This window comes from Streptomyces sp. CGMCC 4.7035, from assembly GCF_031583065.1.
Lineage (GTDB): Bacteria > Actinomycetota > Actinomycetes > Streptomycetales > Streptomycetaceae > Streptomyces > Streptomyces yaanensis.
Window position 1 is genome coordinate 2,197,540 of the sequence record NZ_CP134053.1, and the last position, 24,821, is coordinate 2,222,360.

A 24,821-nucleotide genomic window follows, 5' to 3' on the forward strand; every position below is an offset into this window, starting at 1 on the left:
GAAGCCAAGGGTTCGCCTGTGGACATAGTCGCCCGGGACTTCCGCGGCCTGTTCCCATGTGTGCCCCGGCAGTCCGGCTACAGCAATCGACTGCGCGCGGCGTCTTCGCTGCTCACCAGCATGATCTGGATCCTGGCCCGGGACACCTCGCTGTGGCACGACACCGAATACGAGGGAACAGGAAACCGGGCCGTTCGAACTGGGCCCTCTGCGCGTCGTCGAGTTCGGGCAGCCGGGTAGGGGCGTGCAACGTCTGCACGGACATGGGTGAGAGCCCCGTTCTTCATTGATGAACTGGCCGGTCGCGCGCCCAGAGACACGACGAGGTGTCAGGCGATCTCCGGCGACGGGATGCTTTGACTCAACCGAGCGGCACCGCCCTGAAAGAGTGACAGGCGTTGCCTGCTTAGTCAATAATCTTGGCAACCAGCTTTGTCTAGGGTGGCAACTGAATGCCCAACGGAGGTAGCATGCGAGCCGAACACCCCATGGTCGTCCTCGTCGACGCGTACGGGACGGGCAGACACCTGCGCGCGGCCTTCGCCGGACTTGGCGCCCAAGTCGTGCACCTCTCCAGCACGCCCGAACCTCTGAAGTCCCTGAAGGCGCCCGACCTGAGCAGCTACGCGGCGGCCCTCGTCGCCGCCGACCCGGTCGAGACCGCCCGGCGGCTGGCCGAACTGCGCCCGGCGCTCGTGGTGGCCGGGCAGGAGCCCGGCGTACCGCTCGCCGACCTCATGTCCGAAATGCTCGGCCTGCCGACCAACGGCTCCGCGCTGTCGGCGGCGCGCCGCGACAAGTACCTCATGATCGAAGCCGTCCGGAAGGCCGGCGTGCGCTGCGCCCGCCAGTTCAGGTCCGACGACGCCGACGCCATTGCGGCCTGGGCGGGGGAGCAGGACGGCCGACCGGTCGTGGTCAAGCCGCTGGCCGCCTCCGGCGCCCAGGGCGTGTCCATCTGCACCGACCCGAACCAGGCGCGCGGCGCCGCGCGCGCGATCCTCGGCACCGTCACCATGTACGGAGAGACCAACACCGAGGTGCTGGCGCAGTCCTACCTCGCGGGCACCGAGTACATCGTGGACACCGTCTCCTGCCGGGGAGAGCGCTACGACGCCGGCGTCTGGCGCTACGACAAGCGACGCCGCGGCGCCCGCAACGTCTCCCACCGCGACGTGCTCGTCCCGCCGGACGACCCGGTGGTCGCCGAGCTCACCGCCTATACCCACGACGTGCTGGACGCCCTCGGCATCGAGTTCGGCGCCGCTCACGCCGAGGTGATGATGACGCCCGACGGACCCGCGCTCGTCGAGGTCGGTGCCCGCATGAACGGTGCGATGCACCCGGACTTCGACGCCGGGTGCTGCGGCGCCGACCAGGCCCGGGCGAGCGCACTGGCCTGGCTGCGCCCGGAGGAGTTCGCGGAGGAGTTCGCGGGCCGCACCTACCGCCGGCTCCGGGAGGCTTTCGTGTACCACGTGGCCACCGACTTCGCCGGCCTCGTGGAGTCCGTGGACGCGTCTGTCCTGGCGGAGATCGACGCGCTCGAGTCCGTACGGGCGGTCACGGTGAAGCCCAGCCCCGGCGACTGGCTCCGGCCCACCGTCGATCTGCCGTCCAGCCCGCTCACCGTGCACATGGCCCATGCCGACGCGGCGGCCCTGGCCCGCGACCAGGCCCGGGTCCTGGCGCTGTCCAAGGAGGTGTTCCAACTCGCTTGACGTCCTCACCTGCGTAAACGCAGGTGATTCCGGTCTGTACCGCTCCGCGGTACTCCCTCGGGTTCCTGCTTCATCGACCCCTGCCGCCCGTGAGGGTGGTCTGACAAGATCTCCACAGGCTTCACGTCCCGCCCGTCCGGCGGTAGGTCCAACAACTCCACTGTCGGACAAGGCGATTCTGCCATGGCTCCGCGGCCCTCCGGGCCGCTGGGGCGAGGATGCCCTTCACCTCCATCCTGAAGGATGGAGCACTGGGCAAGTGTTCGGTAGCTGCTGCCGGCAGCCGCCGTGCGCGGCCGCCAGAACACGCGAAGGAGAAGGCCTCAGCCCGCGAGGACCTGACGGATCACATAGCGGGCGTTGGCGGAGGTGACCGGGTTCGTCTTGCGGTAGTAGGGCAGTTGGATGACGGCCATGCACAGCGCCCAGCCGCGGCCGCGGGCCCAGGAGGCGTCGTCGGTGTCCACGGCCTCGCGGAAGACCTGCCGCGCGGCGGACGGCAGCAGGTTCCACGCCGGGATCAGGTCGACGGCGGGAACTCCGAGGCTTGCCGTCCCGAAGTCCATCACCGCGGCCAGGCGCCCAGCAGGGTGTTCGGCATGAGGTCGGAGTGGATCCACCGCGGCTTCCCGGACCACCCGGGGGCGGCGAGCGCCTCTCCCAGGCGGCGAGAGCCGCTTCGGCGGCGAACGGCTCGTCCGTGTGCCGCAGCTATTCAATGGCGGCCCGCGTCTCTGCGTCGGCGGCGGTCAGTGGTCCGCCCCGGTGCGCCGGGGCGGACCGCGCCGAGCTCCGCACCGCGCAAGGCGGTGACGAACCCCGTGAGGTCGCGGGCCAGCCGCCCGGCGTACTACGCCCGGCCCTCGACCAGCACCTCACCCTCGGTCCACCGGTGGGCGGCCCCACCCCCACGGGTAGCCCTCGGCGGCTTCGCCCAGCCCGACGACCTCCGGGACGGGGACGGGCGCCAGGGGTGCGATCCGCAGCAGCCAGTGGGCCTCCTGCTCGAGGATGCGTCGATGACAAGATGATTTGCCAGAGGTTGCCGACCGTTCTTCCGTGCGCCAGAAGGGCGGCGGGCGGTACGTCGATCCCGCTTGGGCGCGCATTAGGCAAAGACTTTGCCAGATGGTTCCGTGAGCGCTACGATGCCCACCAAAGCGTTGGTGCGCGATCAGGTGGCATTACGAGAATTGATTGCAGGACTCACATGACGGACGAGTCGTCTTTTGGCGCGCGTCTCAAGGCACTGAGGCTCCAGCGGGGGCTCTCTCAGGCCGCGCTGGCCGGCGAGGAGATCTCCACCGGGTACTTGTCCCGACTGGAGTCGGGTGCACGCCAGCCCACCGAGCGAGTGATCGCCTACCTTGCCAAACAGCTGGGCGTGGACCGCGTGGCCTTCGAGGCCCCGCCCGCCGGGGGGGCGGCCACCGCCACCGGCGGCAGCTCGCTCACGCAGGCGCTGAGCATCGCCGCCTCCTCCGACAGCGACGAGTCCGTCGAGGAACTCATCGAGGTACTCGCGACCGCCGGGGCCGAGGATCCGCTCCTGCGCTGGCAGGCCCTGTGGGTGATCGCCGGCTACCGGTCCCGCCACGGCGAGCGCGCCGAGGAGCAGGCGTGCCTGGAGGAGCTGGCCGAAGTGGCCGACGAGCTCGCACTCCCCGCGCTGCAGTGCCGGTCCGGCACCCAGCTCGCCCGGTGCCTGCGCTCGGTGGGACAGGTCGCCCGGGCCCTCGAACTCGCAGAGAGCGCGTACCGCGTCGCCAAGGACGCAGGCCTCTCCGTCGCCGATACCGGGACCGCCCTCCTGGCGCTGGTGTCGGCCGAGGCGGAGTCCGGCCGTCTGCCCGAAGCCCGGGCACACGCCCGGGAACTCGTCGAACTCGTGGCGGGCAGGTCGGACGCGCTGCGCGCCGAGGCCCTGTGGTCGGCGGCCACCGTCAGCTCTCGCCAAGGGGACGACGAGGCGGTCCACGCCTACCTGGAACAGGCCATGCAGGTGCTTGACAGCCGTGTCGACCCCATACTGTGGGCGCGACTGAGACTCGCTGCGGGCTCGCTGTTCCTGCAGTCCAGACCCGCCCTCACGGAGAAGGCCCGCACGTGCCTCACGCAGGCCGAGGCGGCGCTCTCGCTCGTCGGCACGCCCGTCCAGCAGCAGGAACTCCTGGTGCTCCAGGCGCACCTCGCGTTCGAGGAGGGCCGCTATGCGGACGCCCGCGCCGCCCACGACCGGCTGGACTTCGAAAACCTGCGCCTCACCTACCGCGACCGGATCCGGCTGCAGACGCTCGACAGCCGGCTGCTGATCGTCGAAGGCCACCAGCAGCAGGGGTGCGCCCGGCTCAAGCAGCTGGGCGAGGAAGCCCGCCGCGCTTCGAACATGGACCTCGCCGCCGAGATCTGGCGGGTCCTGGCCGAGACCCTGGAGAGCGCCGAGCAGGCGGGCACCGCCCGGCGCTGACCGGCGTACCGCCCGGCCTCGCGCCGCCCGCGCACCAGTCGGCGCCGGGCAGGACGGCAGCGGCGGAAACCTCAACCGGCGAGTACGCGGCGCATCCACGCCACCCGTGCCTGGTGCGCGGCCTTCGAGACGACCGCGTCCGGAACCCACTCGTCGAAGCTGTGGAACGCCCCCGACCACACGTGGAGTTCGGCCTCGCCACCGGTCTGCCAGATGCGCGACGCGTACGTGATCCCCTCGTCGCGCAGCGCTTCCACGGAACCAACCTCGATGAAGGCGGGCGGGAGTCCGGACAGGTCCTCGGCCCGGCCCGGAGCCGCGTAGCAGGAGACGCCCGGACCGCCACGCCGCTCGCCCAGCAGGGCCGTCCACCCCGCCAGGTTGGACTCCCCATCCCACAGGCCGACGCGCGCCATCTGCCCGGCCGAGAACGTGCCGCACCGGTCGTCGAGCATCGGGAACTGCAGGACCTGGCCGACCGGGCGCGGACCGGAGCGGTCCCGCGCCAGCAGCGCGAGACCCGCGGCAAGGGCCCCGCCGGCGCTGTTGCCGCTGAGAAAGACGCGGTCCGGGTCGAGGCCGAGGCCTTCGGCGTGCTCCGCCAGCCAGCACAGCCCGGCGTAGCAGTCCTCCACGGGTGCCGGGTCGGGGTGCTCCGGGGCCAGCCGGTACTCGACGGAGACCACGGCCGCCCCGAGCTCCTGGGCCCGATCCAACTCGCCGATCAGTTCGGTACTGCGGTGGCTGCCGGCCACCATGCCGCCGCCGTGCGTGTGGTAGATGACTGGTACGGGCCCCCGGGCCGCCGCCGGCCGGCAGATGAGCAGGATGATCGCCGGGGCGCCGGCCGGGCCGGGCACCGTACGCTCCTCGATCTCGAACGTCCCGCCCTGGCGTATCCGCTCGTCGCTCAGGCGCCCCGAGGTGGAGCGGCGGCGCCGGTCCGGGATCAGCTCGGGGGTCAGGGGCATGGGAAGCTCGCCGAGGATCCGGCCGATCGGCCTGGCCAGCTCGGCGTCGAAGGGTGGCGGCGGAGCCTGCAGCCCGGCGTGCCGGATGGAAGTGGTGGGGTTCATGGGGTGCGTGGTCCGATCTACTCGACGGGCAGCAGGGCGAGGGCGTCCACCTCGAGCAGCAGATCGGGGCGGTAGAGCGCCACGATCTGGACCACCGTGCTCGCCGGCGGGCGCTCGGTGTCGATGAACTCGTCGCGCGCGGCCAGGATCTGGGGGACGAAGGCGATGTCCGTGACGAAGTAGGTGAGCTTGATGACGTCGTCGAAGGTGGCCCCGGCGGCGGCGAGGCAGCGCTCCATGTTGGCGAAGACCTGCCGGGCCTGGGCCGCGGGGTCCCCGGCGCCGACCAGCTCGCCGTCGGCGTCGAACGGCATCTGGCCGGCGATCGCGGCCACCCGGCCCGGCCCGGTGACCACATGGGTGTACCCGGAACTGGGGGCGACCCCGGCGGGGTGCGAGAGATGTACGAGACCGGGCAGGTCCTTCTTGTCCGTCATGTCTTCACTCCTGGACGGGTCATGAGGTGGGTGCGGTGTGGTAGTGGGGCAGGTGGGGAGCGGGCGCCACGGCCCGGGGGCCGTCACTTCGTGGTGAGGCGCACCGGCAGGGTCTCGGGGCCGCCCACCTCGATCGATCGCAGCCGCCGCACGGGGCCGCTCTGCTCGATCCGGCCCACGGTGTCGAGCAGTTCCGTGAACAGGACGCGCATCTCGGCCCTGGCCAGCGTGGAGCCGATACAGAAGTGCTCTCCGGCGGCCAGCGCGATGTGCCGGTTCGGGCTGCGGGTGATGTCGAAGACGTACGGATCGGTGAACACGTCCTCGTCGCGGTTGGCCGAGGGCAGCCACAGCACGACGCGGTCACCGGCCTCGAGCCGCGTGCCCCGGATCTCCACAGAGCGGGTGGCGACCCGCATGCTGTGCGTCGCGCTGGAGGTCCAGCGCAGAATCTCCTCGATGGCACCGGGCATCAGGCTCCGGTCGGAGGCCAGCCGCTGCCACTGCTCGGGGTGCTCCAGGAAGGCCTGCATGCCCCCGATCAGGGCCAGCCGGCCGTTCTCGGTGGCCCCGATGAGGTTCTCGCAGTTGAAGACCGCCTCCTCCTCGGTCAGTAGCTCGCCGTCCACCGTGCCATTGACGAGGGCGCTCACCAGGTCGTCGGTGGGCTCCTCCATCCGTTGGTAGAGCAGCTCCATGAAGTACTCGACGAGCCGGGGGTGCGAGACCAGTGAGGTATGGGCCTCGAACGCCTCGTTCGTCCACCGGTACAGGTCCTCGTGGTCCTGCTCGGGGATGCCCAGGATGTGGCAGATCACCGACAGCGACAGCCGCCCCGCCACGTCGTCCGCGAAATCGCAGGTGCCCAGTTCCACGGCCCGCCCGAGGACCCTGCGCGTCGCCGCCCGGACGTAGCCCTCCAGGCCGCGCACCGCGCGGGTGTTGAACCAGTCCGCCATCAGGCCGCGCAGCTGCTTGTGCCGCGGGGCGTCGGTCAGGGCCAGCGTCATGCCGCCGCCCGGGTCGTCTCCGGGGCGCAGCAGCACGCCGCGTGCTGAGCTGAAGGCGGCGGCGTCCCGGTACACCGACCGGATGTCCTCGTGACGGGTCAGCGACCAGAAAGCGGGCAGCTCCGCCTCCTCGTGGCGGTACACCGGGGCGTGCGCGCGCATCCACTGCCACACGGCGTGCGGATCACCGCTCGCGTGCAGTTCGGGGTCGGTCAGTAGGGCGGGCGATACGGCGGTCGTTGTCATGGAGTGACTCCTGGGAAGAGGGTGCGCACACGCTCCGCGAAGCGCTTGGAGACCTCCCGCGCGGTGCTCTCCGCGACGGCGTCGGGCCGGAAGGCGGTGTGGACGAGCAGTCCGCCGTCGTCCGCGGGCCACAGCTCCGTGTGCAGTTCGAGGGGCAGGTCCAGATAGGGCTGCCGCAGCAGGGTGGTCCGCGCGCCCACGAGTTCCAGCCTCGGCGGGACGTTGTCCTGGCAGGCGAAGAGGACCTGGTACAGCGGGGGTCGGCCGCCGCGCGGCGGCTCCACCAGCGACAGGACGTCGGGGAACGGCACCTCCTGCGCGGCGAAGGCGCGGGCGGTGGTCTCGGCGACCCGGGCGACCGCGGACGCGTCGCCATCCAGGGCTGCCCCGCGCAGCCGCAGGGCCAGCATGTTGATGTGGCATCCGACGGCGCGCTCCAGCTCCGCGCCGTCGCGCTGGGCCACGGGGACGCCCACGGCGAAGTCCCGCTGCCCAGTCGCCTCCGACAGGCTCGCCGCCCACAGCGAGAGCAGGACCACGAAACGGGTGACCCCCGCCGCGGCGGCCGCGGCGTCGGCCCCAGCCAGTGCCCCCGCGTCCAGCACGGTCTCGACCAGCCCCGGCGTCTTTGCCTTCCGCGGCTCGGGGCCGACCGGCCACCGCATCGCCGGTACGTCCGCCAACTCGGAGCGCAGGAAGGCATGGTGGGTCTCCGTCGCGGCCTCCCGCAGGAGCGCCCGGCGCTCCCGGTGCACCGCCGCCAGCGTCGGACGGGGGCCCAGTGTGGGCGTACCCGAGGCCACCGCCGTGCGGTACGCGGTGCTCAGGTCTTCGGCGAGGACCCCCTCCGACCAGCCGTCGAAGGCGACGTGGTGCACCACGCAGCCGAAGACCGCGGCGCTCGCCTCCGGCTCCGGGCCGGTGACGGGGACCAGGACGGTGCGCCACACCTCCCCGACGTCCGGGGCCAGCTCCGCGGCGAGCTCGGCGCGGGCCGCGCGGGCCGCCGCGGCGACGGACTCCCGGGCGGGCAGCACCTCCACGGGCGGCGGGGGGATGTCCACGAGTTCCGCGGCGGGCCGCGGGTCGAGTACGTACGCGGCCCGCAGGGACTCGTGGCCGCGGTGCACCTCGGCCACGGCCGCCTCCAGCGCGGCCCGGTCCAGCGCGCCCTCGACCGCCCAGGTCATCAGGCAGTGCCCCGTACGGTCCGCCGGATCCAGCAACTGCGGGGTGAGGTAGACCAGCTGCATGGCCGACAGAGGCGTGCCCGCGGAGCCCTCGGACTCGGCGTGGTCGGCCGGAGGCGGAGTCGGCTCCGGCGCGGCGGCCAGCCGGCGGGCGAGGCCCGAGGCCGTCGGTTCCTGGTACAGCCAGGAGATCGGGACCGGCCGGGACAGTGCTGCCGCGAGCCGGGCGCAGAGTCGGCCCGCGCCGAGGGAGGTCCCGCCGAGGTGGACGAAGGGCACGTCGAGGGGGACCGCATCGAGTTCCAGGACGGAGGCGAAGCACTCCGCGACGGCCCGCAGCACGGGATCGCTCAGCTCGGTGGGCCTGACGCCGGGCCCTGCCGGGTGCGCCGCCTCCCGCTGCGGGCAGCCGGGGGCGGCCGGACCGGCCGCCTCGGCCAGCGCCAGCAGGGCGCGTTCGTCCAGCTTGCCCTGCGCGGTGACGGGGAAAGCGTCGACACTGACCACCGCGGCGGGTCGCTGGTAGGCGACCAGGGCCCCGTTCAGCACGGCGAGTGCTCCGTCCAACGGGTCCCCCTGCCTCACCGGCACGCAACACGCGACCAGTTCGCGCTCGCCGCGGGCGGCGTCGCCACGGGCCAGCACCCGGCAGTACCGCACGGCGGGCAGGAGCCGTTCCACCTGGCGCTCGACCTCCGCCGGCTCGACGCGGTGGCCCCGGATCTTCAGCTGCCGGTCGGAGCGGCCCTCGTAGTGCAGCAGGCCGTCCGGGTCCCAGCGCCCGAGGTCGCCGGTGCGATAGACCCGTACCTCGCGCCCGTCGATCCGTACGCCGGTGAACTTCAGCGCGGTCAGCGCGTCGTCGTTCAGGTAGCCGAGCGCCAGCCCGTCGCCCGCGAGGCAGATCTCCCCGGTCTCGCCCACCGCGCACGGCCGACTCCCGTCCAGGACGTGGACCTGCGTACCGGGCACCGGGCGCCCGAGGGGAATGCCGGCGGGAAGGTCGCAGTCGGCCTCCGTGACGCGGTGCGTGGTGGCGAAGACTGTGGACTCGACCGGCCCGTAGCCGTTGAGGAGCGCAATGCAGGGGTGCCGGCGCAGGAAGCGGCGGACGTGGCCGGCCGAGAGCCGCTCCCCGCCGATCGCGACCTGGCGCAGCCCCAGGAAGGCGTCCGGGTCCTCGTCCACGATCATGTTGAACAGGCTGGCGGTCAGCCAGACCGTGTCCGCGCGATGCCGGGACACGGCCCCGCTCAGGGCCGCGGGGGAGAGGTAGGGGTCCGTCACGACCACCGAGGTGCCGCCGTTCAGCAGCACCGACCACAGTTCGAGCGAGAAGGCGTCCCAGGGGGTGGCGGCGGCGAGTGGCATCACCGTGTCGGCAGTGAACTCCGCGAAGGTGCCCGGCTGGAAGAGGCGCGCGGTCGCCCGGTGCGGGCTGAGCACACCCTTGGGTCGGCCCGTGGTCCCGGAGGTGAAGAAGACGCACGCCGGATCGTCGGCGCCGACGGCCACGGGCGTGAAGCCGACGGGGACCGCCGACTCCTCGGCCACGGCGGAGGGCGGCAACCACACGGCCGGCGCGTCGCCTTCCAGCACCTCCCGGCCGTCGCGGGCGATGAGCAGGGGCGGCCGCAGGTCGCGCAGCACCTCCCGCAGCCGGTCCGCGGGCCACTCGGGGGCCAGCAGGGCGTAGGCAGCCCCCGCCTTCAGGACCGCGAGGAGCGCGGTGACCAACTCCGTGCTCCTGGGCAGCAGTACAGGCACCAGCGCGCCGGGGGTGACGCCCGCGGCGACGAGTCCCGCGGCCCAGGCGTCGGCCGTCGCGTCGAGCTCCGCGTACGTGGTGGTGCGGTCCCCCTCGACGAGGGCGACGGCCCCGGGGCGCTGTGCCGCCCTGCGGGCGAACGCCTCGTGGAGTCCCTCGCCGGGCGCCGTGTTCCGCCGACCGGCAGTCCACTTCGGGTCTGGTCGCACGCCGTCCCTCTCCCTCTGTTCCGGTTGCCCACTTGCCAGACAAGGCAATGGCAAGAACATTGCCATCAAGTTGCCCGATCTGGCAACCTTGTTGATCCACACTGGGCGCGACACGAAGGTGGACACATGACGCGCGACCGCTCCCTCGACATAGCCGTGACCGGGGTCTCCGGCCGGTTTCCCGGCTCGGCCGACCTGGCGGAGTGGTGGGAGGCCCTCGTCGAGGGACGGGTCCTTACCACGCGGTACGACGAACGAAGGCTGCGAGAGGCCGGAGTGCCCCAGAGCCTGATCGACGACCCCGAGTTCGTACCGGTGCACGGGCACCTCAAAGACGCCGAGCGCTTCGAGAACGCCCTGTTCCGGGTGAGTCCACGCGAGGCCGAGATGATGGACCCGCAGCACCGGATGATGCTCGAATGCGCGTGGGCGGCCCTGGAGGATGCCGGGATCAGCCCTCTCGGCACCCCGCTCACCACCGGCGTGTACGCCTCCGCCAGCGGCAGCGGCTACCTGCGCGCCATGCTGGCCGGCGGCAGGCTGGACCCCATGACCCTCGAGGACGCCATCCACGGCAACGAGCCGGACTTCATGGCGAGCCTCATCTCCTACAAGCTCGACCTGACCGGTCCCGCGGTCGCCGTCCAGACGGCCTGCTCCTCCTCCCTGGTCGCCCTCCACACCGCCGTCCAGGCGCTGCTGAACGGTGAATGCGACCAGGCCCTCGTCGTGGGCGCCGGCGTCGCCTACCCCCAGGCCGGACACCTCCACGTGCCCGGCGGCATCCACAGCGCGGCCGGGGCCTGTCGGCCGTTCGACGAACACGCCGACGGCGTGGTCGCGGGCTCCGGCGTGGCCTGCGTCGTCCTGCGGCGCCTGGAGGACGCGCTCGCGGACGGGGTGGAACCGTACGGCGTCGTCCTCGGCACGGCCGTCAACAACGACGGTTCGGCGAAGGCCGGCTACTACGCCCCCTCCGCCGGCGGACAGGAAGCCGTCATCCGGGCCGCCCTCGAGGCCGCGGACGTCCACGGCGCGAGCATCGGCTACCTGGAGACGCACGGCACCGGCACCCGGGTCGGCGACCCCATCGAGTGGTCCGCCGCCTCGTCGGCCCTGCGCGCCGCGGGCGCTGCCCCGGGCCAGGTCGCTGTGGGGGCGCTCAAGGCGAACACCGGCCACCTCGACAACGCCGCCGGGCTCGCCGGACTGATCAAGGCCCTGTTCGTCGTGCGCGAGGGCATCGTCCCGCCAGTCGCCGGATTCACCCGGCTCAACCCCCTGCTGGAGACCGAGGGCTCGCCGCTGTACGTCCCCTCCGCCATGGCGCCGTGGTCCGGCCCTGAGCCCAGGAGGGCCGGGGTCAGCTCCTTCGGGGTGGGCGGCACCAACGCGCACGCCGTCGTCGAGGCGCCGCCCGCTCTCGCGCCCCGGTCCGACGGGCAGGACCGGCCGCGCGCCGGGTACCTCGCGCTGCTCTCCGCCGCGGACGGCGAGGCCCTGGCGCGCTCCGCCGACCGCCTCGGCCGCCACCTGGCCGCCCACGCCCCGGCGCCGGCCGACGCCGCCCACACCCTCGCCACCGGCCGGGCCGCCCTGCCCGAACGCCTCGCCGTTGTGGGCCGCAACACCGCGGACCTCGCCGACCGCCTCACCGCCGGCGCCGGGGTGCTCCGCGGCCGTGTCCCCGAGACCGGACCCGCCCCCCTCGTCCTCGCTTTCCCCGGCCAGGGAGCCCAGCGCCCCGGCATGGCACTGCCGTTCGCCGAGGCCCTGCCTGGCTTCGCCGAGGCCCTCGCCGAGTGCCTTGGTGCCTTCGAGCCCGGCCTGGCCGCCGAGGTCGGACGGGCCCTGCACGACCCTGCGTTCCCCGAGGAGGAGCTCGCCCGGACCCGGTTGGCCCAGCCCGCGCTCTTCGCGGTCGAGTACGCCGTCGCCGCCGCGCTGCGCGGCCTCGGCCTGGTCCCGCAGGCCGTGATCGGCCACAGCCTCGGCGAGGTCACCGCGGCCTGCGTGGCAGGCGTACTGGAACCGGCCGACGCCGCCCGGTTCGTGGCCCTGCGCGGGCGCGCCATGCAGGACTGCCCGGAGGGCGCCATGCTGGCCCTCGGCTGCGGTGAGGACGCGGCCCGCGAACTGCTGGCTGCCTGCGGCCTGCCCCTGGAGCTCGCGGCCGTCAACTCCCCGGACAGCAGTGTGGTGGCTGGCGCCCCAGGGGCCGTCGCGGAGTTCGAGACGTGGCTCGCCGGGCGCGTCGCCACGCACCGGTTGCGCACCACGCGGGCCTTCCACTCGGCCCTCGTAGAGCTGGCGGTACCGCTGCTCACCGCGGAGCTGTCGGGGACTGCCGTGCACCCGCCGGCAATCCCGTGGGCCGCCAACGACGGCCGGCTGCTGCTGCCCGGTACCGAGGTCGCCGCGGGCTCCTTCGCCTCCGCCGCCCGCAACCCCGTCCGGTTCACCCGGGCACTCGACGCCCTCGCCCGGCACCTGCCCGGCGCGCTGGTTGTGGAGGCCGGTCCGGGCCGTACGCTGTCGGCCCTGGCAGAGGCCGCGGACCTGACCGCCGTCCCGCTCGCCGCCGGCCGAGCCGCCCGCGCCGAGGACGTCCTCACCGCGCTGGGTGGGCTCTGGACCATGGGCCAGTCGCTCGCCGCCGACCGGCTGTGCGCGGAGGGCCGCCCCGTACGCCTGCCGGGCTACTCCTTCGAGGGGCCACGCCGGACCGCCCCTGAGGCCGCGCCGCCGTCGGACACCCCCGGGCGCATCGTAGGCGCCCCCGGGCCGGCGGCCCCGCAGGCGGAGTCCACCGGCTCTGGGGAGCAGCCCGCAGCCCCGGACCCCGCCGACGTGCCCGCGCTGGTCGCCGGGCTCTGGGCGGAGCTGCTCGGCCATCAGGAGATCACCGCCGACGCCGACTTCTTCGCCCTCGGCGGTGACTCCCTGCTCGTCACCCGCCTCGCGCGCAGGCTCAGCGCGGCACTCAGCGTCCGGGTCCCGATCCGCGAACTTCTCCTCGCCCGTACGCTCGAGTGCCAGACGGAGGCCGTCGCTGCCCTCGCCGCCCAGGCGCCGGTCACCGCCGGGGCCAGCTGACGTACGCGGACGCCCGAACACGCGGAAGCCGCCCCCCGGATCATCCGGGGGGCGGCTTCCGCGTGTTCGGGCCGGGGAGCCGCGGAGGTCAGGCCCCGCGGGCCACCGAGAGCTCGGTCCGGGGGACGCCCGGAGCCTCGAAGCCGAACACCTGCCCGTAGGCGGAGAGCTCGGCGTGCAGGCAGTCGATGACGGTCTGCGCCATGCGGAAGCCGTGCTGCTCCTCCTTGAACGCGAGGTACGCGTGCGGCACCCCGTTCTGCCGCATCCGCTCCAGGAACCGCTCGGCCTGGACCGGCGGGCACACGGCGTCCTCGAGCCCCTGCAGCAGCACGAACGGCGCACGCACCCGGTCGGCGCGCCGCAGCGGCGACACCTCCGCGTAGCGGGCGGCGGCCCGCGGCCACGGGCCGATGAGGCTCTCGAGGTAGCGCGACTCGAAGTCGTGCGTGCCCTGCGCGCGCCACTCCTCCGGGTCCAGGAGCGGGAAGTAGATCCCGGCGACGCCGTACAGCTCCGGTTCGGCGGCCAGCGAGGCCGCGGCGGTCCAGCCGCCCGCGCTGCCGCCGCGGATGCCGATGCGCCCGGGGTCGGCCTCCCCCTGCGCGACCAGGCCGCGGACCGCGGTCGCGCAGTCGCGTACGTCGACCACGCCCCACGCCTCCCGCAGCCGTTCGCGGTAGGCGCGCCCGAAGCCGGTGGACCCGCCGTACTGGACGTCCACCACGCCGATGCCCCGGCTGGTGAAGAAGGCGATGGAGAGGTCTGCCACCAGCTGGCTGCGGGTGGTGGGGCCGCCGTGCGCCTGCACCACGTACGGCGGTAGCTCGCCCTCCGGAGCGGTGAAGTCGGGGTTGTGCGGCGGGTACACGTACGCGTGCACCTCCTCGCCCTCCGGGCCGCGGAACACCGCGTGGTAGCCCGGGGGCAGGTGTTCGGCGTACGAGGTGTCCGCCGCGCGCAGCACCTCCGGCGCTTCCCCGTCCGGCCCGATCAGCAGCAGCTCACCCCGGCTGCGCGGGCCGGCGGCCGAGGCCGCGACCCGGCGGCCGTCGGTAGCCAGCACCGCCCACTCCGTGAGCTCCTCGCGGTCGTCCAGGTCCGTCAGCGAGCCGTCGGCCTCCAGCAGGGCGAGCCTCCGCGCGCCCACCCCGTGCGTGACGAACATCCGGCCGCCGCCCACGGGGAGGAACCACTGGGCGCCGATGCGCCAGAGCGCCTCGCCGAACTCCTCCTCCCGTGCGCACAGCGGGCGTGCGGAGCCGTCGAGGCCCAGCTCGTGGAGGTTCCACCAGCCGGTGGTGTCGCTCAGCACGTAGAGCACGCCGGGCCGGTCCGGGGCCCACTCCGCCTGGCTGACGGCGATGCCGGGCCCGCCCGCCAGCACGCGGGCAGGGCCCAGCGCACTGTCCTGGCCGACCGGCGCGACCATCAGTTCCGTGCCGTCCCAGGGCATCTGCGGGTGGTCCCACCCGAGCCAGCAGGCGTACCGGCCGTCCGGGGAGACCTTGGGGCCGGTCATCAGGTGGTGGCTCGCGGCCAGGACCCGCACGGCCGCCGGCTCCGCGGCCGCAGCGCCGCCCAGCGGCAGGGCGACCAGGTCCCGGCGGACCTCGGTGCGGTCCGCGGTGAGGGCCACCTCGCGCAGGCACCAGACCTCGTCCCCGACGAGGGAGAAGTCGGCGTAGGCCGCCCCGCCGGGCAGCGCCGGCTCCGGACTGATCGGCTCCGGACGTCCGCCGGGCACCGCCCGGTACACCCGCTGGTCGTCCCAGTGGGTGAACACGAACCCGGCGGCGGGGTCCGCCCCCAGGGGTAGCCACGGCTGACCTCCGTACTCGATGACCCGGGTGCGCACGTTCCACCCGGGCCCCAGCGCGTCGCCGACCGAGCCGTCGGGCGCACGCCGCACCAGCGCCACGCGTCCCGACTCGCCGGGGCGCCACTCGGTCCACCAGACCTCTTCGCCGATGAAAGCGGCCCACTCGGCCTTCTTCTGCCCAGCGGCGGCCGCGTCGGCGCCGATCGGCGAGGTCCAGGTTCCGTAAGGGGACGTGCGCACCTGTGTCTCCGTCATGTCCGAGGTCGGGATTTCCGTGTCCGAGCGGCGCCTACCGCTCAGTCCAGGCCCGTGCTGTAGGCGGTGGTGTCGCCGCGCAGGGCCGTGCTGGGCCGGCCGTCCACGCCGACCGGGGTGGGGGCCACGACGGTGACGCGCTCGCCGCGGCGGTACTGGTTCCCGTAGTCGTAGATGGCGTAGTGCGCCGTCGACTGGTTGTCCCAGATGGCGATGTCGCCGACCCGCCACTGCCAGCGCACGGTGTGCTCCGGCTTGGTCAGGTACTCCTGCATGACCCGGATCAGGTCGCGGGAGGTCTGCGGGGGGTAGCCCACCACCCTGCGGGCGAACCCGCCGAGCAGCAGCGAGCGTTCGCCCGTCTCGGGGTGGACCCGGACCGCAGGGTGCTCCGCCTCGTACGGGGTCGAGATGTAGGCCCCGCGCTCGATGACGGTGTCGTCGGTGAAGTCGCAGTCGTTGCTGTGGACGATCCGCAGCTGGTCGGCGAACTGGCGCAACTCCGCCGGCATGCTGGCATACGCGGACGCGGCGTTGGCCCACACGGTGTCCCCGCCCACCGGGGGGATGACCTTGCTGTGCAGGAACGCGAAGGCCGGCGGGCGCTCGATGAACGTGAGGTCCGTGTGCCAGTGGTTGGCGCGGGTGCCCTGCTTCGAGTCCATCTCCCGCAGGTTCGGGCGGCCTTCGGGGGCGTCGTAGATCGGGTGTCCGAGCGTCAGCTTGCCGAAGCGCGAGGCGAAGGCCGTCTGCGCGGCGTAGTCCAAGTCCTGGTCGCGCAGGAACACCACCTTGTACTGGAGCAGGGCCGCGCGGATCGAGGCGATCGTCTCGTCGCTCAACGCGTCGCCCGCGTCGACGCCGCCGATGACGGCGCCGATGTTGCCGGTCAGCGGAGTGACCGTCACATCAGTCTGCGCCTGCAGGGTTTCAGTCATGGCTCTTGCCTTTCCCATGGGGGATTCCGGTTCACCGGACGTTCTGGCGTGCCGGATTGACTTTCCAGATGTGGCAAGAGGTTGCCACGAGTGTGACTGCTCTGGCAATGTCGCCTGACATGAAGCTCCTGAAGACGCGGACCGGCCTTGAGCCGTCTCGACGAACAGTGGAGGACTCCTGATGGCCACGCCGACTCTGACCGCCCCTTCCGGACCCTCGGCCGGTACGCCCCGCCCCGCCGGAGAGGGCGAGTCCCTGCCCGTCGGTCCGCGGCCGCCGGTACACGAACTCGTCGCGGGATTCGCCCGGACCGGCCCCGCCCGCACCGCCGTCAGCTGCGGCGCGAGCAGCATCGCTTACGGGGACCTCAACGCCTGGGCCGCCCGCGTCGCGGCCGCGCTCACCGAGGCGGGCGTCCGCCGAGGCGGACGCGTCGGCGTGCTGGTCGAGCCGTCGCTCGCGATGGTCGCCGCCGTGCTCGGCGCGATGCGCTGCGGAGCCGCGTACGTACCCCTGGACGTCTCCAACCCCGACCTACGCCTCGCCGAGATCCTGACGGACGCCCAGGTCGACGCCGTCCTCGTCACCGACGCCACCCGCCGCCGCCTCACCGGGCTCGACGTACCCCTGGTCGCTGCCGGCTCCACCCGGGAACCAGCCGCCGGGTCCGCGAGCGGAGCGGCTCGCGGCCGCGAGCCGGAATCGCCCGGCGTCCCTGTCGCGGCCGACGACGCCGCGTACCTCATCTACACCTCCGGCAGCACCGGCGAACCCAAGGGCGTCGTCGTCGAGCACGGCCAGCTGGCGGCCTCCACCCTGGCCCGCCGCACGGTCTATCCCGGCCCGCCCGTCTTCCTCCTCGTCTCCCCGCTGGCCTTCGACTCATCGGTGGCCGGGCTCTGGGGCACCCTCACCGCGGGCGGCCACCTGGTCGTCGCCACCTCGGACGAAGTCCGCGACCCGGAGCGGCTGGTCGAACTCGTCGAGCGCCACCAGGTCACCCAGCTGCTGTGTGTGCCCTCCCTCTACAGCGTCCTGCTCGACGCCGCGCGCTCCCTCGGCGGCGAGCGCCTGAGCTCCCTCGAAACCGTCGTCGTCGCGGGTGAACCCCTGCCGCCCGAACTCGTCGACCGCCATTTCGCCCTGCGCACCGGCCCCACCGCGCTGGTCAACGAGTACGGCCCCACCGAGGCGACCGTCTGGGCCAGCTACCGGCGCTTCGACGTCCCCGGCCCCGTCTCCATCGGCCGACCGGTCCCCGGTGCGACGCTCCACCTCCTCGACGAGGAACTGCGCCCGGTGCCCCCCGGTGCCGAGGGCGAGCTGTTCATCGGCGGCGCCGGGGTGTCCCGCGGCTACCACGGCCGGCCGGAGGCCACCGCCCGCGCCTTCCTCGACGATCCGTTCACGGACACGCCCGGTGCCCGGATGTACCGGACCGGCGACCGCGCCCGCTGGAACGCCGACGGCACCCTCGCCTTCCTCGGCCGCCGCGACCACCAGGTCAAGATCCGCGGACACCGGGTGGAACTCCCGATGATCGAGGCGCAATTGTCCGCCCTGCCCGGCGTACGCGAGGCCGTCGTCGTCCCGGACACCGCCAGTAGCGTCCTGACCGCCTTCGTCCTCGCCCCGTCCGATCCGGCACCGGCCCCCGAGTCGCTGCGCGAGCAGCTTGTTGCCCGGCTGCCGGCCGTCATGGTCCCCGCCCGGATCGTCCGGCTCGACGCGTTCCCCCGCACCGTCAACGGCAAGGCGGACCGGGCGGCCCTGCGAACCCGGGCCGACGAACGGCAGCCCCTCCCCGGCGCCGCTCAGGCTGTCGCTCCCACCCACGCCGCCGAGTCGGCGCCCCAGGGTGATCTGACCGCACGGGTCTCCGCCGCCTGGGCCGAGGTCCTGAACGCCCCCCACGTACCGCTGGACGTCAACTTCTTCGACCTCGGCGGCCACTCCCTGGCGATGTTCAGGCTCCGCGAGGCCCTGGAACGCCATACCGGCAGGCGGCCGCCGGTGATCGCGCTGTTCAAGCACACCACCGTCGCCGCGCAGGTTGCGATGCTGCACGACGGCGACGGTTCAACCGAAGGCGCCGACGCCGACGCCGACGCCGCCGCCTCGGCCGAGCGCCGCGCCGCCGCGCGCCGCGCCCGCGCCCTGCGCGCCCGACGGCAGGACCCGGCTCAGGAGGCCGCCAAGTGACCACCGACCTCACGACCGCATCGAACCGCGCGAGCGCTGACACCGACCTGTGGCTGCACCGCACCGCTCCCGTAGCCGACCCGGTCGCCCGCCTGATCTGCTTCCCCCACGCCGGGGGATCCGCGTCCTTCTTCCGCGCCTGGGGCCACCGGATCCCCGGGGTCGAGGTGTACGCCGTCCGCTACCCCGGCCGCGCCGAGCGCCTCGCCGAGCCGGTGGCGACCGACCTGCGCGAGCTCGCCCGCGCCGTCGCCGACGCCGTGGCCCCCCTGGCCGACCGCCCGCTGGCCCTGTTCGGCCACAGCATGGGCGCGCCGATCGCTCTGGAGACCGCGGCGGCGCTGGAGGCCCGCGGGATCGACCCCGTCCACCTGTTCGCGTCGGGCTCCCGCGACGCCCCGTACCCGTCCGCCGAGGACTGGGCCGACCCGGACAAGGACGACGACCCCGCTGTCATCGAACGGCTCCTCACACTCGGCGGCACCGATCCCGAACTGGCCGCCGACCCCGAGTTCCAGGAGCTGGTCCTGCCGTACGTCCGTGCGGACGCGGCCATGTTCCACGCTTACGCACCCGGCGCCGATGCCGGCTCGGCCCCGAGCGTGCGGTGCCCGGTCACCACCCTCGCCGGGGACGCCGACACGGACGCCGACTGCCGCCCCTGGAGCGAGCTGACCACGGGCGGCGTCCGTGAACACGCCGCCCAGGGCGACCACTTCTACCTGGTGGCGTCCCCTCCCCACGCCCTGATCCGGGACACCCTGGCGCCTGTGCACCTGGTCGGCTGACCTGCATCACCCCGCACCCCTTACGGCGTGGTGCGCGACAACGATGGTGGGCTCGGATCCGTGACATGAAGAAGGCCGTGCAGGTTGAGAGTTCTGTGACAAACCTCGCCCGCACGGCCTTCTTCTGGACAATCTCGAGCCAGACCCTGTTCTGGGCTGTTGTGTGGAGGGGCAGGTTGCGCAGTCCGGTGGCCCGGGCGGCCCGGATCCGGTCCTCGGCCCGGGCCCGCAGCCGGTGACGGAGCTCGAGGGCGGCGATCGGCCGGTCAGGGGTGTTGGTCGCGAAGCATGTGATCCGCATGCCGTCCGCGACTTGCCACCGTCAGCGCCGAGCGCGAGCCGGAGGACGCATGCGCCGGGACGTCGAGTCGGGCGCCGACGGTGACGCCGATGTCGGTGGCCGGGGAGTTCCTAGATCACGGCGGCGGACTCACCCTCGATCCGCCCCTCGCCGGAGGAGCGTCAGCTCCCGGCCATCCCTACTGGGACCAGGACGGCCCCGGGGACGCGTCGCGGACCGACTGAGCGAAGATCCACCGCTGCTCGGCTTCTGCCGCCGAACACTCAGTCGGCGCCACCAAGGCCGCGGATCATCCGGCTCCACAGGTGCGTCCGGCAGTGCCGAAAGGACGTCGGCCTGTGCGTGCCAGCCGCGGAACACGCCACGGAACATCTGGTGGGGCTCGTGCGGTAGGGGGCCCCTCACATAAGCCACTGTGCTCTCCCTCGCTTGCTCCGTTACCGTTAACGTGAACGCTAACGGGATTCTCGCTCAGGAGAGCGGATTCCGTCAACGCCCGCCCCCGGACGGCTCACGAGCCGCCGGTGGCGGGCCGGCGCTGTCTTGCTCCCGTGGCACTAACCGGGCGGTGCCGGCGCGGCAGACCGGTGAACCTGATTGACTTGGGGTACAGGGCGGCACAGGAACAGAAGCGAGTGGGCAGCGTGGCCGGACAGCGGGAAACGGAAGACCAGCGGGCGCGGGGTGTGCGAACCGGCAAGCGGGTCACGCTCCGCGACGTTGCTCAAGCGGCAGGCGTGTCCCATCAGACGGTCTCCCGGGCGATCAACGGCAAGGGGGAGATCGACCCGGGGACTCAGCAACGCGTGCTCGATGTCGCAAGGCAGTTGCGGTACCGGCCGAGCCGGTTCGGCCGGGGGCTGGTCCGCCCGGACGTCGTATCCGTCGGGCTCATCGTCCCCGACGTGGTCAACCCCTTCTTCCCAGAGTTCGTGGCAGGAGTGATTGCGGCCGCGGACGAACGCGACTGGCAGGTGCTCGTGGCCAGCACCGAGAACGATCGGTCCCGGGAGCTGGCCTTGGTCCGCTCACTCGGCCAACAGGTTGACGCTCTTGTCGGCTACATCAGCCATCCCGATGCGCAGCTCGAGCCGTACGTGGGCACCGTGCCACTGGTTCTGGTCGATCGCGGGCTGGACTCGTCGAACCACGCGTTGGTCCACATCGACACCGCGGCCGGAATCCGGGCCGGGATGCAGCACCTCATCGACCGGGGTCACCGCCGGATCGGCATGATCGACTGCGAGTGCGTGAGCGCCCCGTTGGTCCGGCGCCGCACCTTCCTCGAGGTCGTCGGCGAACATGCGCTGCCCGTCGACGAGGGCTGGGTTGTCATGGGTGAGCAGTCCCCGGACGGGGGCGCCGCCGCGTTCGAGGCGCTGTACGCCGCGCGCCCGGACGTCACCGCCGTGGTTGCCTTCAACGACCTGGTTGCGATCGGCGCGCTCCGGGCCGCTCGCCGGCTCGGCGTCCAAGTACCGGACGACTGCGCACTGGTCGGCTACGACGGGCTGAGCGTCGTCGATCTGGTCGACCCGCCACTGACCACCCTCCACCTCGACAAGCGACGGCTGGGCGAACTGGCCATCCACCAGGTCGACCGACTCCTCGCGGGCGAGCTGCCGCTCCCTATCGTCCTGACACCGAGCCTGCGTGTCCGCGGCACGACGTGACCCACCTTCGACCTCGCTCCGTCAGTGGGGTTTGGCCGCTGAGTGGCTCGGTGGTTCGCCCGTGACGTTCCCTGAGTCGGGGGCGGGCCGTCGCATGACGCTGCGGCTGCGCCGGTTTCAAGGTGATGGCGGGCGTGTTTCGTGCGGCGGGCCGGTGGTGGTGAGGCGAAAGCGCTTGTTCATCTCGTCCCGGCGACGAGCCTCTGAACCCACTTGCGGCGATAAACACGATAGCCACTGATGAGGGCCTTGACGATTTCCTCGCTGTTGATGGCGATAAATACAAGTGGGAACGGGAGATCCCATACGAGCGCCGCCATGAATGTCAGCGGAATGGCGATCAGCCACTGACAGGCCAGATCCGCCCTCAAAATGTAGACCGTGTCTCCACCGGCCCTCAGAAGACCGTTCTGAAGAGTCATGCATGTCATCCGGAAAATGAACACGAATGCTAAGACGGCGGTGGTGTCCTGCGCGACGCCGATCGTCTCGCCGTCGATTTCCCCGTAGATCTTCCCCACCCAGAAGCTGGTCAACAGCAGGAGCAGACAGCACATGGCCGCGACAGCCGTGCTCCAGAGCAACAGGGCCTTGCTCATGCACCATGTGCGCTCTTCGGCGGCGCCTTCCCCGATGCTGTTCCCGATGAGTACCGCCGCCGCCGTGGCCACACCGTTCGCGAAGGCGACGGCGGTGTCCTCGATCGGGTTGATCATCGACAGGACCGCCAGCTCCTGTGTGCCGGCCCGACCGACGATGATGCTGTAGAAGAAGATTCCGATAGCCCACGACATCGAACCGAGGGATACCGGAAGGCCGACACGCCAGATCTTCTGCAGGATTCCGTTACCGATACCGTCGCGGAGGTCCCGGACGCGGAAGGCCATGGGATGGCGCCTGCCGTACAGGTACACGATGAACAGAAGGCATTCCGCGTAGGTGCTGATGACGGTTGCCCAGGCCGCCCCGGCCAGTCGCAGTTCGGGCATTCCCCAGTTGCCGAAGACAAGACCGTATGCCAGAGCCACATGGAGGAGCACGCCGATCAAGGCGAGATTCATGGCCGTCTTCGCCTGACCCAGGCTGCGCAGACTTGCGGCCAGCACCGATATCACAGCGAAGGGGACAAGCATCGGAATCACAGTTCTGATGTATTCTGTACCCAGCGATATCACGTGGGAATTCTCCGTGCCCACCGCCATGATCTCCCTCGCCCAGACGAAGCAGACGGTGCAGATGACCACGGCGATCGCGCCGGCGATCACAACGGTCAACGTCGTGGCCTGGCGGGCTTTCTGCACACTGCCGCTGCCCCACAACTGTGCGACGATGACCGCGCCGCCATTGGCCGTTCCCAGCGTGGCCATGATGACGATGAAAATGACGCGGGTGGAATAGCCGATGGAGGCTATCTCATCGGTACCCAGGTGCGAAACGAAAAGCGCGTCGACGATTGTCCTGGACGAGGTCATGAGGGACTGCAGTGTCACAGGAATCGCCGTGGTGCACACCAACGCTATGAACCTGCGGTCGAGCGCCAAACTGAAACCGCTGTGCACCGCCTCTCCCGCGTCGTCCGCCGTCTGCGTCACGGTCATGTTGCCTCATCTTCCCGAGTGCGTTGGAGTCCCGACTGTCGGCCTGCCTGGGCGGGCCGGGGGATGACGATTTCGTGTCCCCCGGCCCGCGACGTTCCGGCGCGGTCTCAGCGCAGCGCTGCGGCTTCCGGAGCCACGACCTTGGCAGCGACCCGCTCGGCTTCGCGGAGGACGGTGTCGCGGAACTGCGTGCTCAGTTCGAGGACGGGGGCCAGAACGCGGCACTCGTCGATGCTCTGGTCGGTGTAGGGCAGGGCGAGCCCGGCCAGCGGGAGAACCTCGGGAGAGGTGTGCTCGTCGAACATCGCGCTGATCCAGGGGGCGGGGGCGTGCGACTCGGTGTCGATGGCGGCGCCCACCACAAGGACGCTGCGGCCGTTGCTCGTGCCCCGCACGACACCCATCCGCTGCCCGTCGGCGGGCACGGCGGCGGCCACTTCACGCGCGGCGTCCGGATAGAGCCGGTCCGCCCCGAGCTGGTCGTACGCGATGGCCATCTCCACGTCCAGGGCCGGCCACTTGGAGAGGTAGAACCGCCAGTTGATGATCTCCGTCTCGGACTGGTCCACCTGGTTGCGTGGGTGCGGCAGGTGCACGCCGTAGACACCTTCACCCAGCACGATGGGCGTGCCCGTGAGTGAGACCCGACGGGCCCACTCCTGGTCTTCGGGCCCCCAGCCGCGGAAGCCCTCCTCGTAGGTGAGGCCGTGCTCCCTGACGATCGCCGCGGGGACGGCCACAAGGGCACCGCAGGCGTAGACCCAGGGGAAACGAGCGAAAGCCGACGCGTACTCGGGAGTCCAGCGGTAGTCCAGCTGGACGTTGCCCTCCGTCTCCAGCTCCGCGAGCACCTTCCGGTAGTCGCTGAACGGGAGGACCTCGACGGCCTCCACGTCACGGTTGACGACGTCGCCGTAGCCGATCATCTGGCCCACCACGCAGATCTTCTGGCCGTGCTGGAAGTACCGGGTGTAGAGGTTCTCCAGGAATCGCGAGGGCACGACCATGTCCGCGTCCAGGACGACGAGGACCTGCCCTGACACATGCCGCAGCGCCAGGTTCCTGGCGTGGCAGAGATTCCACTCGACGCCCGACATGACCGTGACGATGTTGAGCCGGTCCGAGAACTCCTCGCACACGGAGGCGAATTCCGGCGAGTTCTCCAGCGCACCGACGATGACTTCGAACTCCGAACGGTCCATGGTCTGTTCGGCGAGGGCGGCGAAGGCGAGCTTGATGTTGTCCAGGCGCTGCTTGTACGGAATCACGATGCTGAACTTCGGGGCACCCATACTTGCTCCTCCTGCGAAGTGGTCTGCCTTCCCGGTGGTCCGTCGAGTGGACCGGGAACCTGCGGACAAGAGTTTGGCGCAAGGTTGCCAAGCTTGGCAAGAGTCTGGAAACCCCCCTCCCTGTCAGACTCTCGTGAGACATCAGGACAATCGAGTCTTCTGTTGTTAGTCGGGCGAGAACAGGATCTTTCGAACGTGACGCTGAGCAGTGCCGACTTTCCACCAAACCGTCCGGACCGGCGGGCAGGACGACGGCCGAGAAGGAGGCCGAGCGGCTGTGGGAGGAGAACGCCAGGCCCGCCGCTGAGCTGGCCAAGTCCCAAAAGGCGCTGGCCATTCTGGGAAAGGCACACGAGCTCTTGGAACTGCTCTCCGGGATCGAGGACTCCGACTCCAAGCGGACGAAGTGATCGCCGAGGCGTTCACCGCCCTGGAACCGGTCGTGGGGATCAAGCCCGCGTGCGAGCTGACCGGCCGCTCCCGGGCCACCGTCTACCGGCAGCGCGGCCCCCGGCCGCAGCCGGGGGCACCGCGCCGGCCACCGGCACCGCATCCGGCGGCCCTGTCCGAGCTGGAGCGGCCCCGGGTGCTGGGCGTGCTGCGCTCATGGCGGTTCGTGGACAAGTCCCCGGCGCAGTTCTGGGCCACCCTGCTGGACGAGGGCACCTACCTGTGCTCGGTCTCCACGATGTACCGGCTGCCGCGCGAACACGGCGAGGTCCGCGAACGCC

General features: G+C 71.9%; 15 protein-coding genes and 2 pseudogenes. 7 read left to right on the plus strand and 10 right to left on the minus strand.

Annotated elements, in window-relative coordinates; translation table 11 throughout:
* Positions 1-27 precede the first annotated feature (27 nt).
* Together Q2K21_RS35995 and Q2K21_RS09225 are read left to right on the plus strand one after the other, a co-directional pair.
* Positions 28-162, plus strand: a pseudogene (locus Q2K21_RS35995) (IS982 family transposase); the annotation flags it as partial.
* A gap of 308 nt (positions 163-470) precedes the next feature.
* Complete coding sequence (locus Q2K21_RS09225) at positions 471-1,721, plus strand: ATP-grasp domain-containing protein (protein WP_310768620.1); 1,251 nt, start codon at positions 471-473, stop codon at positions 1,719-1,721.
* A gap of 323 nt (positions 1,722-2,044) precedes the next feature.
* On the opposite strand, the gene Q2K21_RS09230 is transcribed toward Q2K21_RS09225, so the two are convergent.
* Positions 2,045-2,341, minus strand: coding sequence for a phosphotransferase (locus tag Q2K21_RS09230; RefSeq protein WP_310768624.1), 297 nt, complete (start codon positions 2,339-2,341; stop codon positions 2,045-2,047).
* A gap of 590 nt (positions 2,342-2,931) precedes the next feature.
* Here Q2K21_RS09230 and Q2K21_RS09235 point away from each other — a divergent pair.
* Entirely contained in the window at positions 2,932-4,188 is a 1,257-nt protein-coding gene (locus Q2K21_RS09235) for a helix-turn-helix domain-containing protein (protein ID WP_310768628.1), read from the plus strand.
* Between the two features lie 71 nt (positions 4,189-4,259).
* Here the strand turns inward: Q2K21_RS09235 and Q2K21_RS09240 are convergent, their stop codons facing one another.
* The 4 genes from Q2K21_RS09240 to Q2K21_RS09255 form a co-directional block, all read right to left on the minus strand.
* The gene (locus tag Q2K21_RS09240) at positions 4,260-5,264 is read right to left on the minus strand and encodes an alpha/beta hydrolase (RefSeq protein ID WP_310768631.1); all 1,005 of its coding nucleotides are present in this window, start codon (positions 5,262-5,264) and stop codon (positions 4,260-4,262) included.
* A 17-nt stretch (positions 5,265-5,281) separates the two neighbouring features.
* Positions 5,282-5,701, minus strand: a complete 420-nt coding sequence (locus Q2K21_RS09245) for a RidA family protein (RefSeq protein ID WP_310768634.1) — start codon at positions 5,699-5,701, stop codon at positions 5,282-5,284.
* A gap of 83 nt (positions 5,702-5,784) precedes the next feature.
* Complete coding sequence (locus Q2K21_RS09250) at positions 5,785-6,957, minus strand: cytochrome P450 (protein WP_310768637.1); 1,173 nt, start codon at positions 6,955-6,957, stop codon at positions 5,785-5,787.
* The gene (locus tag Q2K21_RS09255) at positions 6,954-10,124 is read right to left on the minus strand and encodes an amino acid adenylation domain-containing protein (protein WP_310768640.1); all 3,171 of its coding nucleotides are present in this window, start codon (positions 10,122-10,124) and stop codon (positions 6,954-6,956) included. Before Q2K21_RS09255 ends, Q2K21_RS09250 begins: the two co-directional genes overlap by 4 nt.
* 126 nt (positions 10,125-10,250) lie before the next feature.
* On the opposite strand from Q2K21_RS09255, the gene Q2K21_RS09260 reads away from it, so the two are divergent.
* Positions 10,251-13,220: a type I polyketide synthase gene (locus tag Q2K21_RS09260; protein ID WP_310768642.1), complete on the plus strand. Its 2,970-nt coding sequence runs from the start codon at positions 10,251-10,253 to the stop codon at positions 13,218-13,220.
* Between the two features lie 88 nt (positions 13,221-13,308).
* Here Q2K21_RS09260 and Q2K21_RS09265 read toward each other — a convergent pair whose 3' ends face one another.
* Both Q2K21_RS09265 and Q2K21_RS09270 read right to left on the minus strand, forming a co-directional pair.
* Entirely contained in the window at positions 13,309-15,282 is a 1,974-nt protein-coding gene (locus Q2K21_RS09265) for an alpha/beta hydrolase family protein (protein WP_310768645.1), read from the minus strand.
* A gap of 56 nt (positions 15,283-15,338) precedes the next feature.
* Positions 15,339-16,235, minus strand: coding sequence for a TauD/TfdA dioxygenase family protein (locus Q2K21_RS09270; RefSeq protein ID WP_310768648.1), 897 nt, complete (start codon positions 16,233-16,235; stop codon positions 15,339-15,341).
* A 181-nt stretch (positions 16,236-16,416) separates the two neighbouring features.
* On the opposite strand from Q2K21_RS09270, the gene Q2K21_RS09275 reads away from it, so the two are divergent.
* Positions 16,417-18,438, plus strand: a complete 2,022-nt coding sequence (locus tag Q2K21_RS09275; protein ID WP_310768651.1) for a non-ribosomal peptide synthetase — start codon at positions 16,417-16,419, stop codon at positions 18,436-18,438.
* Positions 18,435-19,226, plus strand: coding sequence for a thioesterase II family protein (locus Q2K21_RS09280; protein ID WP_310768654.1), 792 nt, complete (start codon positions 18,435-18,437; stop codon positions 19,224-19,226). The genes Q2K21_RS09275 and Q2K21_RS09280 overlap by 4 nt, the downstream gene beginning before the upstream one ends.
* Before the next feature lie 124 nt (positions 19,227-19,350).
* On the opposite strand, the pseudogene Q2K21_RS09285 reads toward Q2K21_RS09280, so the two are convergent.
* Positions 19,351-19,536 (minus strand): annotated as a pseudogene (locus Q2K21_RS09285) (IS1380 family transposase); the annotation flags it as partial.
* A gap of 626 nt (positions 19,537-20,162) precedes the next feature.
* Between Q2K21_RS09285 and Q2K21_RS09290 the strand changes: the two are divergent.
* Positions 20,163-21,200, plus strand: a complete 1,038-nt coding sequence (locus Q2K21_RS09290) for a LacI family DNA-binding transcriptional regulator (RefSeq protein ID WP_310768657.1) — start codon at positions 20,163-20,165, stop codon at positions 21,198-21,200.
* A 179-nt stretch (positions 21,201-21,379) separates the two neighbouring features.
* On the opposite strand, the gene Q2K21_RS09295 is transcribed toward Q2K21_RS09290, so the two are convergent.
* Both Q2K21_RS09295 and Q2K21_RS09300 read right to left on the minus strand, forming a co-directional pair.
* Positions 21,380-22,798 carry an MATE family efflux transporter gene (locus tag Q2K21_RS09295; RefSeq protein ID WP_310768660.1) on the minus strand — a complete coding sequence of 473 codons (1,419 nt, stop codon included), beginning with the start codon at positions 22,796-22,798 and terminating at the stop codon, positions 21,380-21,382.
* A 107-nt stretch (positions 22,799-22,905) separates the two neighbouring features.
* On the minus strand, positions 22,906-24,090 hold the full coding sequence (locus tag Q2K21_RS09300) for a glycosyltransferase family 2 protein (protein ID WP_310768663.1): 1,185 nt from the start codon (positions 24,088-24,090) through the stop codon (positions 22,906-22,908).
* Between the last annotated feature and the right edge of the window lie 731 nt (positions 24,091-24,821).